This is a genomic window from Streptomyces sp. NPDC057694, from assembly GCF_042799415.1.
Lineage (GTDB): Bacteria > Actinomycetota > Actinomycetes > Streptomycetales > Streptomycetaceae > Streptomyces.
In genome coordinates, this window is record NZ_JBHVIX010000013.1 from 203,608 (window position 1) to 221,691 (window position 18,084).

The following is an 18,084-nucleotide window of genomic DNA, read 5'->3' on the forward strand; positions in this document are numbered from 1 at the left end:
TAACACTAGGGGGGGGGGAGGGGGAAAGGGGGGGAAAACCCGAGAAAACCGTGAGGATGTTTCCTTTTTTTTCGTCGTGGTTGCTCGCGCCCACGCGGCGGAGCCACATATCGATACAGCCCCGCGCCCCTTACGGGGCGGTACTTCTACTGGGCCTGGAGCACCAGCAGGGCCAGATCGTCGTCCGGCGGGGTGTCGGCGAAGGCGTGGACCAGGCGCCGGATCCGCTCGGCGAGCAAGGGCGCCGTCAACCCCGCACACCCGGCGAGCGCCAGAGCGAGACCGTCTCCGTCGTCGAACTGGAGGGCCCCGCGACGCCGCTCGGTCACTCCGTCGGTGACGCAGAGCAGGGTGTCCCCGGTGCACAGCTCGAAGGTCTCGCTGGTGTAGTCGGGGTCGTCGACGACCCCGAGCAGCACCTGCGGCCCGGCCGCGGGAACGACCTCGCCGCCGGGCCGCATCAGCAGCGGCAGCGGATGCCCGGCGGAGGCGATGGTGCAGCTCAGCCCGGTCTCGGTGGGCGTCAGCTCCCCGTAGAGCAGGGACAGGAAGCGGGAGGTGGGGCCCTCCGACGGCATCCCCTGGCCGTCGACCGACGCGAGCGCGCGGGCCGCGGCGTCGGCGGCCTCGGTGGCGTCGTCGAGCAGCAGCCGGTTGAGCCGGTCGAGGACCTGGTGGACGGCGTACCCCTCGCGGGCGAGCAGCCGCAGCCAGGGCCGGGCGAGCCCGATCACCACGGCCGCCTCGGGCCCCTTGCCCTGGACGTCGCCGAGCGTGAAGCACCAGCGTCCGTCGCCGGCCGGGAAGACGTCGTAGAAGTCGCCGCCGGGGCCGCCCTGCTCCTTCGGTTCGTACACGAGGGCGCTCTTGAGGCCGGGGATCTCGGCGATGGAGGTGGGCAGCAGGCCGCGCTGGAGGATCCGGCTGATGGTGGCCTGCCGGGTGAAGCGGCGGGCCGCGCTGACGGCGAGCGCGACCCGGCGGCTGAAGTCCTCGACGAGGCCGGTGACCTCGTCGGGGAAGCACGGGAGTCCGGCCCGGCCGATGAGCAGGATGCCGAGGGTGCGGCCGCCCGCCGACAGGCGGTAGGCGAGCGCGGCGCCCGAGCCGTCGGGTGCGGTCTCGAAGGGGCAGGGCACGGGCACGGCGGCGGTGCGCACGGCGTCGGGCAGCCGGGGCGGCTCCTTCTCCAGGATCCGGCGCAGGTCCTCGATGCGGTTCTCGTGGGTGTGCCAGAAGCGGGCGAGCCGCGGCGCGTGCAGCGGGTCGGCGCCGCGCGCGTCGTGGTCGGCGATGCCCGGCAGGCCGCGCCCCTCCTCGTCGTAGAGCCAGATCGCGCACCAGTCGGCGAGCCGCGGCACGAGGAGCTGTCCGACGAGCGCGGCGACCATGTCCTCGTCGAGCTGCCCGGCGAGCAGGTCGGACGCCTCGGCCAGGAAGGAGAGCGCGCCGCGGTTGATCCAGTCGCGGTCCTGGGGGTCGCGCGGGGGCGCGGGCGCGAGGATCTCGGCGGCGCGCAGTCCGCGCTGGAGGGCGTGCGCGGAGGCGGTGGCGACGGTGGACGCGGCGGAGGCGTCCGCGCCCTGCCGGTCCGTGGCCGGCGGCGCCGGGTGCTGCGACGCCGGGGTCTGCTGTCCTGCGGCCTGCTGCTCCAGCAGTACGGGCGCGGCGGTCTCGGTGCCGTCGGTGGGCAGGCGGGCCCACACGGTCTTGGTGCCCGCGCGGTAGGTGATCCCCCACGCCTCGGCGAGGCTGGCGACGAGCTGGACGCCGCGGCCGTACTCGGGGGTCTCGGGCGCGCGCAGGCCCCGGTCGGTGCGCACGGCGCGGGCCGGGTGGTGGTCGGTGACCTCGACGACGAGCCCCGCGGGGGTGCCGTCCGGCGCGGCGGGCTCCATCCGGCACAGCAGCTCGACGCTGGTGCCGGCGTGCACGACGGCGTTCGTGACGAGTTCGCTCAGGACGACGACGGCGTCGTCGACGAGGCGGTCACTGAGGGTGGCGGCGACGGGCAGGGCGAGTTCGGTCCAGTCGGCGAAGGCGGCGCGGACGAAACGGCGGGCGGCCGCGGGCGCGAGGGGGTTCCCCGGCAGTGACGTCCGGACCACGACCGGTCCTTCGTTCGACCCGACGTTCGCCAGGTCGGCGCCACTCACGGTGGTCTCCCGCTGAAGTGGAATGGGCCCCACGGTTCGGCTCCTGAGCAGTTCGGGCATTTACGCCTCAGGCGACAGGAACAGAGTGACAGACTGACCATGCCCATAAGCGCCGAGTCACCGAAGTGGGCCGCTATGAGTGAGAACAGTGCTATGCGTGTGCATCCCAGCGGGCTTGAGAACGCCTCGCTGCGCGCCTCCGATCTGCGTCCGCTGCTGGCCGCCATCACCGCCGCCCGGGACGGGAACTTCGTGCCCGTCCCCGAGCCCGGCGAGGGGCTGGTCGGTGAGTTGGAGGCGACGTTCAACCAACTGATCGACCGCAGCGTCCACTACAGCTCCGAGCTGACCCGGGTGCGCCGGGAGATAGTCCGGCACGGGCGGCTCGACGAGCGGATGGAGGCGAGCCCCGGGCACGGCGCGTGGGCCACCCGGGTCCACGACGTGAACACCGTCATCGGGGCGCTCGTGGCCCCGACGGCCAACGCCACGAGGGTGCTCGACGCGGTCGCGGGCGGCGATCTGACGCAGCGTGTCGACCTGCACGACGGCACCCGTCAGTTACGCGGGGACCTGCGCAGTCTGGGCCGCGCCGTCAACAAGATGGTCGACCAGCTCTCCCTGTTCACCGGCGAGGTGACCCGGGTGGCGCGCGAGGTCGGTACCGAGGGGCGGCTCGGCGGCCGGGCCAAGGCCCAGGGTCTGTCGGGCAGTTGGCGCGATGTCACCGAGGCCGTGAACACGATGGCGTCGCGGCTGACCGCGCAGGTGCGGGACATCGCGCTCGTGACGACGGCGGTGGCCCGCGGCGACCTGACGCGTACGGTCACGATCGAGGCGACGGGCGAACTGCTCGAACTGAAGCTGACCGTGAACACGATGGTCGACCAGCTCTCCGCGTTCGCCGACGAGGTCACGCGTGTGGCCCGCGAGGTCGGCACCGAGGGCCAGCTCGGCGGACGCGCCCAAGTACGCGGCGTCTCCGGCGTCTGGAAGGACCTCACCGACAACGTCAACTTCATGGCGTCGAACCTGACCTCCCAGGTCCGCAACATCGCGCAGGTCACCACGGCCGTGGCCAACGGCGACCTGAGCCAGAAGATCATGGTCGACGCGCAGGGCGAGATCCTTGAACTCAAGTCGACGATCAACACGATGGTCGACCAGCTCTCCGCCTTCGCCGACGAGGTCACCCGCGTCGCCCGCGAAGTCGGCACCGAGGGCCAGCTCGGCGGACGCGCCCAAGTACGCGGCGTCTCCGGCGTCTGGAAGGACCTCACCGACAACGTCAACTTCATGGCGGACAACCTGACCTCGCAGGTCCGCAACATCGCGTTGGTGTCCACGGCCGTGGCCCAGGGCGACCTCGGCAAGAAGATCACCGTCGAGGCGAAGGGCGAGATCCTCGAACTCAAGTCGACGATCAACACGATGGTCGACCAGCTCTCCGCCTTCGCCGACGAGGTCACCCGCGTCGCCCGCGAGGTCGGCACGGAGGGCAACCTGGGCGGTCAGGCCCAGGTCCGTGGCGTGTCCGGCGTGTGGAAGGAACTCACGGACAACGTCAACTTCATGGCGTCGAACCTGACCTCCCAGGTCCGCAACATCGCGCAGGTCACCACGGCCGTGGCGCAGGGCGACCTCTCCAAGAAGATCTCGGTCGACGCGCGCGGCGAGATCCTGGAGCTGAAGGACACCGTCAACACGATGGTGGAGCAGCTGCGCGGCTTCGCCGACGAGGTCACGCGTGTGGCCCGCGAGGTGGGAACAGACGGTCGCCTCGGCGGACGCGCAACCGTGCACGGCGTGTCGGGCGTCTGGAAGGACCTGACCGACAACGTCAACTACATGGCGGACAACCTGACTTCCCAAGTGCGCAACATCGCGCAGGTCGCCACCGCGGTGGCGCAGGGCGACCTCTCCAAGAAGATCGACGTCGACGCGCGCGGCGAGATCCTCGAACTGAAGACGACCATCAACACGATGGTCGACACGCTGTCCTCGTTCTCCTCCGAGGTGACGCGTGTGGCCCGCGAGGTGGGCTCCGAGGGACAGCTCGGCGGCCAGGCGCGGGTGGAGGGCGTGTACGGCACCTGGAAGCGCCTGACGACGAACGTGAACGAGCTGGCGTCGAACCTGACGACCCAGGTCCGCGCCATCGCCGAGGTGGCCTCGGCGGTCACCTCGGGCGACATGTCCCGCTCCATCACGGTGGAGACGCAGGGCGAGGTCGCCGAGCTGAAGAACAACATCAACCTGATGGTGGCCAATCTGCGCGAGACGACCCGCGCGAAGGACTGGCTGGAGTCGAACCTGGCGCGCCTGGCGGCCCTGATGCAGGGACACCGGGACCTGATGGAGGTCGCCGACCTGATCCTGCGCGAGCTGACGCCGCTGGTGAACGCCCAGTACGGCGCGTTCTTCCTCGCCGAGCCCGACGATGACGACACCCCGATCCGCACCTCCATCCCTGCCAAGGGCCTCGCCTACATCGCGGGGTACGCCTCGGCGGCGGCCTCGGTCGTCGACACCGGCGGCATGCCGGTGCACGGGCTCGTCCGTCAGGCGGCTCTGGAGAAGAAGCGCATCCTCGTCGAGGACGCCCCGCCGGACTACATCAAGATCAACAGCGGTCTGGGGGAAGCGGCCCCCGCCTCGGTCGTCATCATCCCGATCCTCTTCGAGGACAAGCTCCTCGGGGTGATCGAGCTGGCGTCGTTCTCCCGCTTCTCGGATGTCCACCTGGCGTTCTTCGACCAGTTCGTGAACACCATCGGCGTCGCGATCAACACCATCATCGCCAACTCCCGCACGGAGTCCCTGCTCGGAGAGTCGCAGCGACTGGCGACGCAGTTGCAGGAACGTTCGAACGAACTCCAGCGCCAGCAGGCGAAGTTGCAGCGCTCGAACGCCGAACTGGAGGAGAAGGCAGCCCTGCTGGCGACCTCGTCCCAGTACAAGTCGGAGTTCCTGGCGAACATGTCGCACGAACTCCGTACGCCGCTGAACTCGCTGCTCATCCTGGCGCGGCTGCTCTCGGACAACCCGGACGGCCATCTCAACGACCAGGAGGTGCAGTTCGCGACGACGATCCACCGCTCCGGGTCCGACCTGCTCCAGCTCATCAACGACATCCTCGACCTGTCGAAGATCGAGGCCGGCCGGATGGACGTACGCCCCAAGAAGCTCCCGCTCATCAAGCTCCTCGACTACGTCCACGCCACGTTCCGCCCGATCACCCTCGACCGCGGGCTCGCCTTCGAGGTGACGGTCGGCGAGGACGTGCCGCGGGAGATGCTCTCCGACGAGCAGCGCCTCCAGCAGATCCTGCGCAACCTCCTGTCGAACGCGATCAAGTTCACCGCGAACGGCAAGGTCGAACTGCGGGTGTCCCGGGTCAAGGACCCCGAGCACCAGTACGTGAGCGACAGCGACGACCTGATCGCGTTCGCCGTCTCCGACACGGGGATCGGCATCGCCCGCGACAAACTCCCCGTCATCTTCGAGGCGTTCCAGCAGGCCGACGGCACGACGAACCGCAAGTACGGCGGCACCGGCCTCGGTCTGTCCATCAGCCGGGAGATCGCCGGGCTGCTGGGCGGCCGCATCATCGCCGAGAGCGAGCCGGGCCACGGCTCCACCTTCACGCTGTACGTGCCCGTGCGCCATCCCAGCCACGAGCCCCACGAGCCGGTCGCGGAGCCGCCGGCCACCCCGCAGTCCGAGCGGCGGGCGCTGCACATTCCGGAGCAGCAGACCCTGGCCCCGGACTCGTACCCGCTGCACGACCAGGAGGACAACTGGCCCACGCCGACGAAGCTGGAGCAGTGGAAGACGGGCCGCGCGGGTCAGGTGCTGGCCGGGCGCCGCGTCCTGATCGTCGACGACGACATCCGCAACGTCTTCGCGCTGACCCACGTCCTCGGCCGGGTCGGCATGCCCGTGCTCTACGCGGAGAACGGGCGTGAGGGCATCGACACCCTGGAGCTCAACCCGGACATCGAGCTGGTCCTGATGGACATCATGATGCCGGAGATGGACGGCTACGAGACCATCTCCGTGATCCGCGCGACGCCGCAGTGGACCGGACTGCCCATCGTGGCGCTGACCGCGAAGGCGATGCCCGGCGACCGTGAGAAGTCGATCGCCAAGGGCGCCAACGACTACGTACCGAAACCGGTGGACGTCGACCAGTTGCTGACCGTCGTCTGCGATCTGCTGGCCCCGGAGGACGACGCGGACGCGAAGGCGCCGGAGTCCGTCGACACCGCCACAGGGGAAGCCGCCGACCCGGGGACACCGCACGAGGGAGATTCCGTGGCCCCGCCGACGATGGAGTGAGGCACCGTCACCATGACCATCACTGAAGCCAGTTCGAGCGAACAGGCCAGCATCCTTCTGGTCGACGACATGGAGGACAACCTGATCGCGCTCGAAGCGGTCCTCGGATCGCTCAACGAGCCACTGGTGCGGGCCCGTTCGGGCGAGGAGGCGATGAAGGCGCTGCTGCGGCACCGGTTCGCGGTCGTCCTGCTGGACATCCGGATGCCGGGGATGGACGGCTTCGAGACGGCGACGAACATCAAGCGCCTCGACCAGACGAAGGACATCCCGATCATCTTCCTCACGGGCACGGACGCGGACGCCGGCTATGCCTTCCGCGGCTACGCGACCGGGGCGGCCGACTATCTGACCAAGCCCTTCGACCCGTGGGTGCTGCGCGCCAAGGTCACCGTCTTCCTCGATCTGCACCGAAAGAACCAGCAGTTGGAGCGGCTGCTGGCGCGCGAGCAGGCGCAGCTCGACACGCTGGCCACCCGGATGTCCTCGATCGAGCGCCGGCTGGCCGAGCATCCGCAGCCCGACGTCCACGAACTGCGCACCCGCGTCTCGCAGATGGAGGAAACGTTGCGCGCGCTGCGGCGCCCCTGAGCCGGGGCGCCGCAGCGGTGTGCCGTACGGGGATCAGCCCTCGCGGGAACCGGCGTACATCTCGTCGAGCAGCCCCTTGTACTCGCGCTCGACGACGGGCCGCTTGAGCTTGAGGCTGGGCGTCAGCTCGCCGTGCTCGATGTCGAGGTCGCGCGGGAGCAGCTTGAACTTCTTGATGGTCTGCCAGCGCTGGAGCCCCTGGTTCAGCTCCGCCACATAGCCCTCGACGAGCTGGACGGTGGCGGGGGCGGCGACGACGTCGGCGTACGTCTTGCCCTCCAGGCCGTTCTCCTTCGCCCACTCCAGGATCGACGGCTCGTCGAGCGCGATGAGGGCGGTGCAGAAGTTCCGGTCGGCGCCGTGCACCAGGATGTTGGAGACGTAGGGGCAGACGGCCTTGAACTGGCCCTCGACCTCGGCGGGCGCGATGTACTTGCCGCCCGACGTTTTGATCAGGTCCTTCTTGCGGTCGGTGATCCGCAGATAGCCGTCGACGGACAGCTCGCCGATGTCGCCGGTGTGGAACCAGCCGTCGCTCTCCAGCACCTCGGCGGTCTTCTCGGGCAGCCCGTGGTAGCCCTCCATGATGCCGGGGCCGCGCAGCAGGATCTCGCCGTCGTCGGCGATCCGGACCTCGGTGCCGGGCAGCGGCTTGCCGACGGTGCCGGTGCGGTAGGCCTCGCCGGGGTTGACGAAGGACGCGGCGGAGGACTCGGTCAGCCCGTAGCCCTCCAGGATGTGGACGCCCGCGCCGGCGAAGAAGTAGCCGATGTCGGGGGCCAGCGCGGCGGAGCCGGAGACACAGGCCCGCAGCCGCCCGCCGAAGGCCTCGCGCAGCTTGCCGTAGACGAGCCGGTCGGCGGCCTTGTGCTTCGAGGCGAGAGCGAACGGCACGGACGCGACGCCGGTCCTGCGGAAGTTGTCCTGGCTGACCTTCGCGTACTCGCGGGCGACCCCGGCCGCCCACTGGAAGATCTTGTACTTGGCGGCGCCACCGGCCCGCGCCTTGGCCGCGACGCCGTTGTAGACCTTCTCGAAGATGCGCGGCACGGCGGCCATGTACGTGGGCTGCACGACCGGCAGATTCTCGATGATCTTGTCGACGCGCCCGTCGACGGCCGTCACGTGCCCGACCTCGATCTGGCCGCTGATCAGCACCTTGCCGAAGACGTGCGCGAGCGGCAGCCACAGGTACTGCACGTCGTCCGGGCCGAGGAGCCCGGTCGCGGCCATGGCCTTCGCCAGGTACGACCAGTTGTCGTGCGGGAGGCGGACGCCCTTCGGGCGGCCGGTGGTGCCGGAGGTGTAGATGAGGGTGGCGAGCTGTTCCTTCTGGATCGCCCCGACCAGCTCCTTCACCGCCTCCGGGTTCTTCTCCAGGTACGCGGCGCCGCGCGCCTCCAGGTCCTCCAGGGTGAGCAGCCAGCCGTCGGGGTCGGCGGCGTCCGGCTCGACGCCGGTCGCGTCGATCACGACGACGTGGCGCAGCTCGGGCAGCTCGGCGCGGCGCTCGCGGGCCTTGGCGAGCTGGGCCGCGTCCTCGGCGACGAGCACCTTCGACTCGGAGTCGGAGAGGATGAACGCCGACTCTTCGGCGTTGGTCTGCGGATAGACGGTGGTGGTCGCCGCGCCCGCGCACATGATGCCGAGGTCGGCGAGGATCCACTCGACCCGCGTCGAGGAGGCGAGCGCCACCCGCTCCTCCGGCCGCACCCCCAGCTCGACGAGGCCGGCGGCGATCGCGTAGACGCGCTGCGCGGCCTGCGCCCAGCTCAGCGACTTCCACTCGTCGGGGCCCGGTCCCGCGGCCGCGGGCACCGGGTAGCGGTAGGCCTCGGCATCAGGTGTGGCCGCCACGCGCTCCAGGAAGAGAGACGCCACGGAAGGCGGCCGGTTCTCGATCAGGGTCTGTGTGTCGCTCACGACGTCCTCCGGGGCCCGCGACTGTTGAAACGCGGCTTGTTTAACTGGCGAGTAACCATTGAGCAGTGATCAGGGTAAGGGCCACTGCCCCGGCGCGTAAGAGGCTCCGGCCTCCGACTTCTCCGGGGTCTGCCCCATCCGTCCCTGCCCACACAGGGCCCACACAAAAGCGGTGGGCCCGACACGCCTGTGCGTGCCGGGCCCACCGCTGACTGCCGTCCGGGCTGTGCCGGTGTTACTTCTTGCTCTTCGCGCCACCGCTGTCGTCGCTGGACAGCACCGCGATGAAGGCTTCCTGGGGGACCTCCACGGATCCGACCATCTTCATCCGCTTCTTTCCCTCCTTCTGCTTCTCGAGGAGCTTGCGCTTACGCGAGATGTCACCGCCGTAGCACTTGGCGAGGACGTCCTTGCGGATGGCGCGGATGGTCTCGCGGGCGATGACCCGGGAGCCGATGGCCGCCTGGATCGGCACCTCGAAGGCCTGGCGCGGGATGAGCTCGCGCAGCTTGGCCACCAGGCGCACGCCGTACGCGTAGGCGGCGTCCTTGTGCGTGACGGCGGAGAAGGCGTCGACCTTGTCGCCGTGCAGCAGGATGTCGACCTTGACGAGCTGCGCGGACTGCTCACCGGTGGGCTCGTAGTCGAGCGAGGCGTAGCCGCGGGTCTTGGACTTCAGGTGGTCGAAGAAGTCGAAGACGATCTCGGCGAGCGGCAGCGTGTACCGGATCTCGACGCGGTCCTCGGAGAGGTAGTCCATGCCGAGCAGGACGCCGCGCCGGTTCTGGCACAGCTCCATGATCGAGCCGATGAACTCGCTCGGGGCGAGGATCGTGGCGCGTACGACGGGCTCGAACACCTCGTCGATCTTGCCCTCGGGGAACTCGCTCGGGTTGGTGACGGTGTGCTCGGTGCCGTCCTCCATGATCACGCGGTAGACCACGTTCGGAGCGGTGGCGATGAGGTCGAGGCCGAACTCGCGCTCCAGGCGCTCGCGGATCACGTCGAGGTGCAGCAGCCCCAGGAAGCCGACGCGGAAGCCGAAGCCGAGCGCGGCCGAGGTCTCCGGCTCGTAGACCAGTGCGGCGTCGTTGAGCTGCAGCTTGTCGAGGGCCTCGCGCAGGTCCGGGTACTCCGAGCCGTCCAGCGGATACAGACCCGAGAACACCATCGGCTTGGGGTCCTTGTACCCGCCGAGGGCGTCGGTCGCGCCGTTGTGCAGGGAGGTGATCGTGTCACCGACCTTGGACTGACGGACGTCCTTCACGCCGGTGATGATGTAGCCCACCTCGCCGACGCCGATGCCGTCGGCCGGGGTCATCTCGGGCGAGGAGACACCGATCTCGAGCAGCTCGTGCGTCGCGCCGGTCGACATCATCCGGATCCGCTCACGCTTGTTGAGCTGGCCGTCGACGACACGGACGTAGGTGACGACGCCGCGGTACGAGTCGTAGACCGAGTCGAAGATCATCGCGCGGGCGGGGGCGTCGGCGACGCCGACCGGCGCGGGGATCTCGGCGACGACCTTGTCGAGCAGCGCGTCGACGCCCATGCCGGTCTTCGCGGAGACCTTGAGGACGTCGTCGGGGTCGCAGCCGATGAGGTTCGCCAGCTCCTCGGAGAACTTCTCGGGCTGGGCGGCCGGCAGGTCGATCTTGTTGAGCACCGGGATGATCTTGAGGTCGTTCTCCATCGCCAGGTACAGGTTGGCGAGGGTCTGGGCCTCGATTCCCTGGGCGGCGTCGACGAGCAGGACCGTGCCCTCACACGCTGCGAGCGACCGCGACACCTCGTACGTGAAGTCGACGTGCCCGGGGGTGTCGATCATGTTCAGGATGTGCGTGTTGCCGGGGTCTTCGGTGGGCGCCCACGGCAGACGCACGGCCTGGGACTTGATCGTGATGCCGCGCTCGCGCTCGATGTCCATCCGGTCGAGGTACTGAGCACGCATCTGCCGCTGCTCGACCACACCGGTCAGCTGGAGCATGCGGTCGGCGAGCGTGGACTTGCCGTGGTCGATGTGCGCGATGATGCAGAAATTGCGGATCAGAGCCGGGTCGGTACGGCTCGGCTCGGGCACATTCTTAGGGGTCGCGGGCACGCAGGGTCCTGTCTCTTGAGGCGCCGTTTGCCTCAGGTCGGCCTCGGTTGGGATCGATACGTAGCTTCCATGGTCCCATGGCCGGGGCACTGGGACCGGTTTGGGCCGGTGGGAGTACGGCTGGTACCGTGGGCAGCTGTGTCTCATGCCCTCTCAGCGCGAGGCACACACTCAGAGAAATTCACCGGTACGGGTCCTTCACCGGCCCCGTGCCTGAACCTGCAAAGGCTCATTTCGTGGCGAACATCAAGTCCCAGATCAAGCGGATCAAGACCAACGAGAAGGCTCGGCTGCGCAACAAGGCCGTCAAGTCCTCCCTGAAGACCTCGATCCGCAAGGCCCGTGAGGCTGCTGCCGCGGGTGACACCGCGAAGGCCACCGAGCTCCAGCGCGCTGCCGCGCGTCAGCTCGACAAGGCCGTCGCCAAGGGCGTCATCCACAAGAACCAGGCCGCCAACAAGAAGTCGGCGCTTGCTTCGAAGGTCGCTTCCCTCCAGGGCTGAACCTGACCTGATTTGACGCCGGTAGGACCCGGGCGGGCCCTCTCTCATCCGCCCCCGACCGGCCCCCGAGCCGCACGCGACTGCGTTCGCCACGCGGGTGCGGCTCACTGAATGCGTAACCCGAGGCCCCGCCTTCCGAAGAGGAAGACGGGGCCTTCGGCGTCCCTTAAGCCCGTCCGGCGCTTGAGGACGAGGCCGAAGGCCGAAAAGGGGGGTCTGGGGGCGCAGCCCCCAGGACGGGACGGGAAGGGGCGGCGGGGGCGACTCCGGCTCTCAGCCCCGGGCCCGGGCGGCCCGCGCCACACTGACGACGGCCTTCTCCAGGGCGTACTCGGGATCGTCCCCGCCCCCCTTGACCCCGGCATCCGCCTCGGCAACGGCAATCAGCGCGGCAGCGACCCCGTCGGGGGTCCACCCCCGCATCTGCTGCCGCACCCGATCGATCTTCCACGGCGGCATCCCCAGCTCCCGCGCCAGATCGGCCGGCCGCCCCCCGCGCGCGGACGACAGCTTCCCGATGGCCCGCACCCCCTGCGCCAGCGCACTGGTGATCAGCACCGGCGCGACCCCTGTGTACAGCGACCACCGCAACGCCTCCAGCGCCTCGGCGGCCCGCCCCTCCACGGCCCGGTCGGCCACGGTGAAGCTGGAGGCCTCGGCCCGCCCGGTGTAGTAGCGGGCGACGACGGCCTCGTCGATGGTCCCCTCGATGTCGGAGACGAGCTGCGAGACGGCGGACGCCAGCTCCCGCAGATCGCTGCCGAGGGAGTCGACGAGCGCCTGGCACGCCTCGGGCGTGGCCGACCGGCCGAGCGTGCGGAACTCCGAGCGCACGAACGACAGCCGGTCCGCGGGCTTGGTCATCTTCGGGCAGGCGACCTCCCGCGCGCCCACCTTGCGCGCCGCGTCGAGCAGCCCCTTGCCCTTGGCGCCGCCGGCGTGCAGCAGGACGAGCGTGATCTCCTCGGCGGGCGAGCCGAGATACGCCTTCACGTCCTTGACGGTGTCCGCCGACAGGTCCTGCGCATTGCGTACGACGACGACCTTGCGCTCGGCGAACAGCGACGGGCTCGTCAGCTCGGCGAGCGTCCCCGGCTGAAGCTGATCGGAGGTGAGGTCGCGGACATCGGTGTCGGCGTCGGCGGCCCGCGCGGCGGCGACCACCTGCTGCACCGCGCGGTCGAGCAGCAGGTCCTCCTGGCCCACCGCTACGGTGAGCGGGGCGAGGGGATCGTCGTTTGCAGTCTTCCTGGCCATCGCGGTCCAGCATCCCACGCGGCACTGACAACCCACCCCCGCCCGGAGGGGAAGCCGGGCTCAGGGACGGGCGATCAGGGCTCCTCGCGCCACCCGTCCCACTCCCCCGCGAACCCGTCGAGCTCCTCGGGGTCGAGCCGCCCCTCGGCGTCCTCCACGACGAGCAGCCACTGCGCGTCCTCGGCATCGTCCTCACCGGCCAGCGCGTCCCGTACGAGCTGCGGCTCCTCGGCCACGCCGAACCGTTCGGCGAGTGCTTCGGCGGCCGCCTCCGCGGCGTCGCGGTCGGGCAGCACCAGCACGTGTCTCACATCGCTCACGACACCATCTTCGGGCACTCGCACGGACCGCTCAGCCCTGGGGCACGATCTGCACGTCGAGCTCGATGCGGACACTGGAGCCGACGACGGCGATGCCGCGCGCCAGCATGGTCTGCCAGCTGACGGTGAAGTCGTCGCGGTGCAGTTCGGTGGTGGCCCGGCAGGCGGCGCGGGTCTCGCCCTCCATGCCGTTGCCGAGCCCCAGGTACTCGGCGTCGAGCGTGACCGTGCGGGTCACACCGTGCAGCGAGAGCGCGCCGGTGATCCCCCAGCGGTTGCCGCCGCGGTGCACGAAACGGTCGCTGTAGAACTCCAGGGTCGGGAAGTGGTCGACGTCGAGGAAGTCACCGGACCTGAGGTGGTCGTCGCGCATCTTCACGTTGGTGTCGATGGACGACGCGTCGATGACCACGTGCATCGCGGACTGCTCGATGCGGTCGGCGACCCGCAGCGCTCCGGCGAAGGTGTTGAACCGGCCGTGCACCCGGGCGAGCCCGATGTGCCGCGCCGTGAACGCGATCGAGGAGTGCGTCGGCTCGATCTCCCACTCGCCGGGCTCGGGCAGCTGGGGCGGCGGCGAGACCTGGAGCGTGACGTCACCGAGCGAGGCGTGCGCGTTCTCGGCGACGGTGGCGCTGACCCGGTGGGGCGCGAAGCCCTCGGCCGAGACGGCGAGGCGGTACTCACCGGCGGGCACGGTCGCCATGAACGTGCCGAACGGGTCGGTGCCGCCGCTCACCACCTTGCGCCCCATCGCGTCGTTGACCGTGAACTCGGCGCCGCGCACCGGCTCGTTGACCGGGTCGAGAACCCGACAGCTCAGGACGCCCGCACTGGGCGGCACCGTCACCGCCGCCAAGGGATTTACCCGTTGAGCCCGGTTCGTACGGTTTCCCAGCCTGCGGCCGAACATGACTTACCCACCCCAGTGCGCCTTGACAAGTGTCGTCACTTCTTCAACGAAGAAGCATTCGACCACCGTTGCGGCATTCGAGGCAACACGGGACCATTTCTACTCACGGGTAGCAATTCGGCGGCCACGTAACGGAGCCCGCGCGGCCCACATCGCACGCACAGCACACCCACAGTGACCCGCGGCATTCCGCAGCCTTCGCTTCCTGGACGCGCCGTGCCGGACGACACCGCTTCCGGGTTCGCCGGTCCAACGCTCTCAGGGTCCGCTGTGCGCCACTTCCAGCCCCGCTCCTCCCCGCCCTGCGCTCACGACGGCGACCGCTCCGTCCCGGTCCGTCCGCAGCACCGCCGCACCCTGCGCCCTCAGCACCGCCATGGTCCGCGGCGCCGGATGCCCGTACGGGTTGTCGGCCCCTACGCTGATCAACGCGAGCCGGGGCGCGAGCCGCCGCAGCAGCCCCGGGTCCTGGTAGGCCGAACCGTGATGGGCGACCTTCAGCACGTCCACCCGGGACAGCCCGGCCCCCGCGGCGCTTCTCGCCAGGGCGCGCTGCGCGGCCGGTTCGAGATCGCCGAGCAGCAGCAGGGTCAGCCCTCCGGTCCGCACCAGCAGCGTGACGCTCGCGTCGTTCGGCCCGTCCGGATCGGGCGCCGGGCGCGGCGGGGGCCACAGCACCTGCCAGTCGAGCGGTCCGCTGCCGCGCCGCTCCCCCGCGACCGCCCGGACCATCGGAAGGCCGCGCGCCGCCGCGAGCCGCCGGACGAAGGCGGCCTGGTCGGCCGGCTCCGCGAAGCCCGTCGTCTCGATCGCCCCGACCGACCGTCCCCGCAACACCCCCGGCAGGCCCGCCACATGATCGGCGTGGAAATGGGTGAGGAGCACCAACGGGATCCGGGTGATGCCCAGCGACCGCAGACACCGGTCGACGCGCAGCGGGTCGGGCCCGGCGTCCACCACGATCCCGGCGCCCGCCCCGGCCGCGAGGACCAGCGCGTCCCCCTGCCCGACGTCGCACATCACCAGCCGCCAGCCCGGCGGCGGCCAGCCGGTGATCACGCGGGTCAGGGACGCCGGCTGCACCACGACCAGAAGCAGCAGCAGCGCGCAGGCCCCGCAGATCCAGGCGGACTTGAGCACTCTGCGTCCGACGACGACCAGGACCGCCGTGCCGACGGCGAGCAGCGCTCCCCCGCGCCAGCCGCCCGGCCAGTCCACACCGCTGCCCGGCAGCGCGGCCCCGGTCCGCGCGATCCCGGCGATCCAGCCCGCGGGCCAACTCGCGCACCACGCGCAGAACGTCGCCACCGGCATGGCCACCGGCGCCGCCACGAGCGCCGCGAACCCCAGCACGGTCGCGGGCGCGACGGCGAACTCCGCCAGCAGATTGCACGGCACCGCCACCAGGCTCACCCGCGCCGCGAGGACGGCGACGACGGGCGCGCACACGGCCTGCGCGGCGGCCGCCGCCCCGAGCGCCTCGGCGAGCCGTCCCGGCACCCCGCGCCCGCGCAGGGCCGCGCTCCAGCGCGGGGCGAGGGTGAGCAGCGCCCCGGTGGCGAGCACCGACAGCAGGAATCCGTAACTCCGGGCGAGCCAGGGGTCGTAGAGCACGAGCAGCAGCACGGCCGTGGCCAGCGCGGGGATCAGGGATCTGCGGCGCCCGGTGGCGATGGCGAGCAGCGCGATCAGCCCGCACGACGCGGCCCGCAGCACGCTCGGCTCCGGCCCGCACACCACGACGAACCCGAGCGTCAGCCCGCCGCCGAGCACCGCGGTCGTCCTGAGCGACAGGCCGACCCGGGGTGCGAGCCCCCGTCTCTCGACGAGGTGCGCGGTGCCCGGCGGTCCGATCAGCAGGGCCAGCAGAATCGTGAAGTTCGCACCGCTGACAGCCGTCAAATGAAGCAGATCGGTCGCCTCGAACGCGGCGTGCAGCTCCGGCGTGACCCGTGCCGTGTCCCCGACGACGAGACCGGGCAACAGGGCGCGCGCGTCCGCGGGCAGCCCGTCCGTCGCCCGGCGCAGCCCCGCGCGCAGGACGCCGGCCAGCCGCTGCGGCCCGCTCGGCGCGCCCACCTCGCGAGGCCGCTCACCGGGCCCGACGCGCAGCACCGCAGCGGCCCGGTCGCCGTCGTTCAGGGGCGGCGCGAGCGAACCCGCGACCCGCAGCCGGGTGGTCGGCAGCCGGGACAGCCAGGGACTGCCGCGCGGTCCGGCGCTCCGGTCGGAGTTCCGATCTGCGTTCCGGTCGGCGTTCCGGTCGCCCGCTGCCGCCCGGGGCGCGTCCGCGATGACCAGCACCGGGGTCCGGGTCCGGTACACCGTCCCGTCCGGCGCCGTCAGCCGCACCACGTCCGCCTCGACGAGCACGGCGGCCTGCGCGACGTGATCCCCGCTGACCCGCGGCCGGGTGGGCCGGGGAGCGGAGGTGATCTCCACCTCGGCGTCGACCCGGGCGTACCGGGCCGCGAGCTCCGGCACCGGGCCACGGCGCAGATCGGCTCCGTGCAGCCCCGCGGAGGCCGCCGCCGCGGCGGCGGTGCAGAGCAGGAGCAGCGCGGCTGAGGGACTCCGCCAGGTACGGGGTTCGCTGGCACGGGGGTGCCGGGTCCCGTGCGGGGCAGAGTGCGGAGTCCCGTGCGAGGCCGAGTGCGGAGTCCCGTGCGGGGCAGGGTGCGGGTCGTGGGTGGCTGAGCGCGCAGTTCCCCGCGCCCCTTCGGGGCGCGTCCGTGCGGGGCGGCCCGCCACCAGCAGGCCCGCACCTGCGAGCGCGCACACCGCCGCCACCGCTGCCGCCCACCGACCCGGGGCCGTCAGCAGCAGCGCCGTCGTCGCCCACGCCGCGAGTGCGGGCGCCACGAGCCTCAGGTCCGCGGGGTCCTCCTGGCCCGGATCGGCCGTGCGGGTCATGGCCGGACCAGGTTCTGGAGGTCTTCGAAGCGGCGGTCCCCGATGCCGTTGACCTCGCGCAGTTCGTCCACGGAGCGGAAGCCCCCGTGCTCGGTGCGGTAGTCGACGATGTGCTGGGCCAGCACCGGGCCGACGCCGGGAAGGGTGTCGAGCTGCTCGGCGCTGGCGGTGTTCAGGCCGATCGGCCCCGCGGGCGCAGCGGCCGCGCTCCCGCCCGTGCCCCCGCTCCCACCCGGCGGGGCAGCGCCGGCGGTCACCGGCTCACCGACCAAGACCTGCTCGCCGTCGGTCAGCAGCCGCGCCCTGTTGAGCCCCGCCGTGTCCGCGCCGGGGCGGACCCCACCGGCCGCCCGCAGCGCGTCCGCGACCCGGGACCCGGCGGGCAGCCGCTGGATGCCGGGGCGGCGCACCTTCCCGGCGACGTCCACGACGATCCCCGCGCCGTCCGTCGGCGCGGACGTCGGAGGGGACCCCGGCTCCGGCCCGGGAGCGGGCGAGGGCACCGGATCGGCGCCCGCCCCGGCCGCCGCCGGAGCCGCCACCCGCACGGTCTCCGGCGCTCGCACCGGCTGCGTACGGCCGGCCCAGAAGTGCTGCACGGCGAAGAGCGCCGCGACGCAGAGGACCACGACCAGGGCCAGCGCGCCCCGCCGCTCGACACCGCAGCGGGTCTGCACCCACAGCGGCAGCCGGTCGCGCACGGCCAGAGCGGTGCGCGACCGCCACGACGAGGTGCTCCCCCCGGCGGCCCCGGGCGGCTCGGGAACCACGTCCGGCGCAGGCTCCCGGACCGACGCGGGCCCCACACCCGCGAACCCCCCGGGCACGGGGTCCCGCGCCGAGGGACCGTCCCGGCGCGGCGGGGCGAACAGGGCCTCCGCCCGCAGCCGCGTCGCCTCGTCGGCCCCGGTACGAACTCGCCCGCGCCGCACGCGGCGCCGCGTCTGCCGACGCTGTCGGGCCCGGCTGTCGGATGCGGGACCGCGCCCCGGCCCGCTGGATGTCTGTGCTGTCCGAGACAGTGATCGAAGTGCCATGTCACGAGACGGTAGGGACCGCGCCGCGA

Annotated in this window: 11 protein-coding genes; 3 read left to right on the top strand and 8 right to left on the bottom strand. The window is 71.4% G+C overall.

Going from position 1 to position 18,084, the window contains the following annotated elements:
* Window positions 1-146: 146 nt before the first annotated feature.
* Window positions 147-2,216 (bottom strand): SpoIIE family protein phosphatase, encoded by a 2,070-nt coding sequence (locus ACFVDP_RS26550; RefSeq protein ID WP_383494451.1) that lies wholly within the window; start codon window positions 2,214-2,216, stop codon window positions 147-149.
* A 75-nt stretch (window positions 2,217-2,291) separates the two neighbouring features.
* Here ACFVDP_RS26550 and ACFVDP_RS26555 point away from each other — a divergent pair, with 75 nt between their 5' ends.
* Together ACFVDP_RS26555 and ACFVDP_RS26560 are read left to right on the top strand one after the other, a co-directional pair.
* Entirely contained in the window at window positions 2,292-6,497 is a 4,206-nt protein-coding gene (locus tag ACFVDP_RS26555) for a HAMP domain-containing protein (protein ID WP_383494454.1), read from the top strand.
* 12 nt (window positions 6,498-6,509) lie between these two features.
* The gene (locus ACFVDP_RS26560; RefSeq protein WP_383494457.1) at window positions 6,510-7,088 is read left to right on the top strand and encodes a response regulator; all 579 of its coding nucleotides are present in this window, start codon (window positions 6,510-6,512) and stop codon (window positions 7,086-7,088) included.
* A 33-nt stretch (window positions 7,089-7,121) separates the two neighbouring features.
* Here ACFVDP_RS26560 and ACFVDP_RS26565 read toward each other — a convergent pair whose 3' ends face one another.
* Window positions 7,122-9,011, bottom strand: a complete 1,890-nt coding sequence (locus ACFVDP_RS26565) for an AMP-dependent synthetase/ligase (RefSeq protein WP_383494459.1) — start codon at window positions 9,009-9,011, stop codon at window positions 7,122-7,124.
* 235 nt (window positions 9,012-9,246) lie between these two features.
* A complete protein-coding gene (lepA, locus tag ACFVDP_RS26570; RefSeq protein WP_383494461.1) occupies window positions 9,247-11,112 on the bottom strand; it encodes a translation elongation factor 4 in 1,866 nt (621 codons plus the stop codon).
* A gap of 236 nt (window positions 11,113-11,348) precedes the next feature.
* On the opposite strand from lepA, the gene rpsT reads away from it, so the two are divergent.
* Entirely contained in the window at window positions 11,349-11,615 is a 267-nt protein-coding gene (gene rpsT, locus ACFVDP_RS26575) for a 30S ribosomal protein S20 (protein ID WP_383494464.1), read from the top strand.
* Window positions 11,616-11,888: 273 nt separating this feature from the next.
* Here the strand turns inward: rpsT and holA are convergent, their stop codons facing one another.
* The 5 genes from holA to ACFVDP_RS26600 all read right to left on the bottom strand — a co-directional run bounded on the left by holA (window position 11,889) and on the right by ACFVDP_RS26600 (window position 17,950).
* Entirely contained in the window at window positions 11,889-12,872 is a 984-nt protein-coding gene (holA, locus tag ACFVDP_RS26580) for a DNA polymerase III subunit delta (RefSeq protein WP_383494467.1), read from the bottom strand.
* 74 nt (window positions 12,873-12,946) lie between these two features.
* Entirely contained in the window at window positions 12,947-13,192 is a 246-nt protein-coding gene (locus ACFVDP_RS26585) for a hypothetical protein (protein ID WP_383494470.1), read from the bottom strand.
* A gap of 31 nt (window positions 13,193-13,223) precedes the next feature.
* Window positions 13,224-14,105, bottom strand: a complete 882-nt coding sequence (locus tag ACFVDP_RS26590; RefSeq protein ID WP_383494473.1) for a YceI family protein — start codon at window positions 14,103-14,105, stop codon at window positions 13,224-13,226.
* 258 nt (window positions 14,106-14,363) lie between these two features.
* Window positions 14,364-17,018, bottom strand: coding sequence for a ComEC/Rec2 family competence protein (locus tag ACFVDP_RS26595; RefSeq protein WP_383494476.1), 2,655 nt, complete (start codon window positions 17,016-17,018; stop codon window positions 14,364-14,366).
* A complete protein-coding gene (locus ACFVDP_RS26600) occupies window positions 17,015-17,950 on the bottom strand; it encodes a helix-hairpin-helix domain-containing protein (protein ID WP_383494479.1) in 936 nt (311 codons plus the stop codon). Before ACFVDP_RS26600 ends, ACFVDP_RS26595 begins: the two co-directional genes overlap by 4 nt.
* Between the last annotated feature and the right edge of the window lie 134 nt (window positions 17,951-18,084).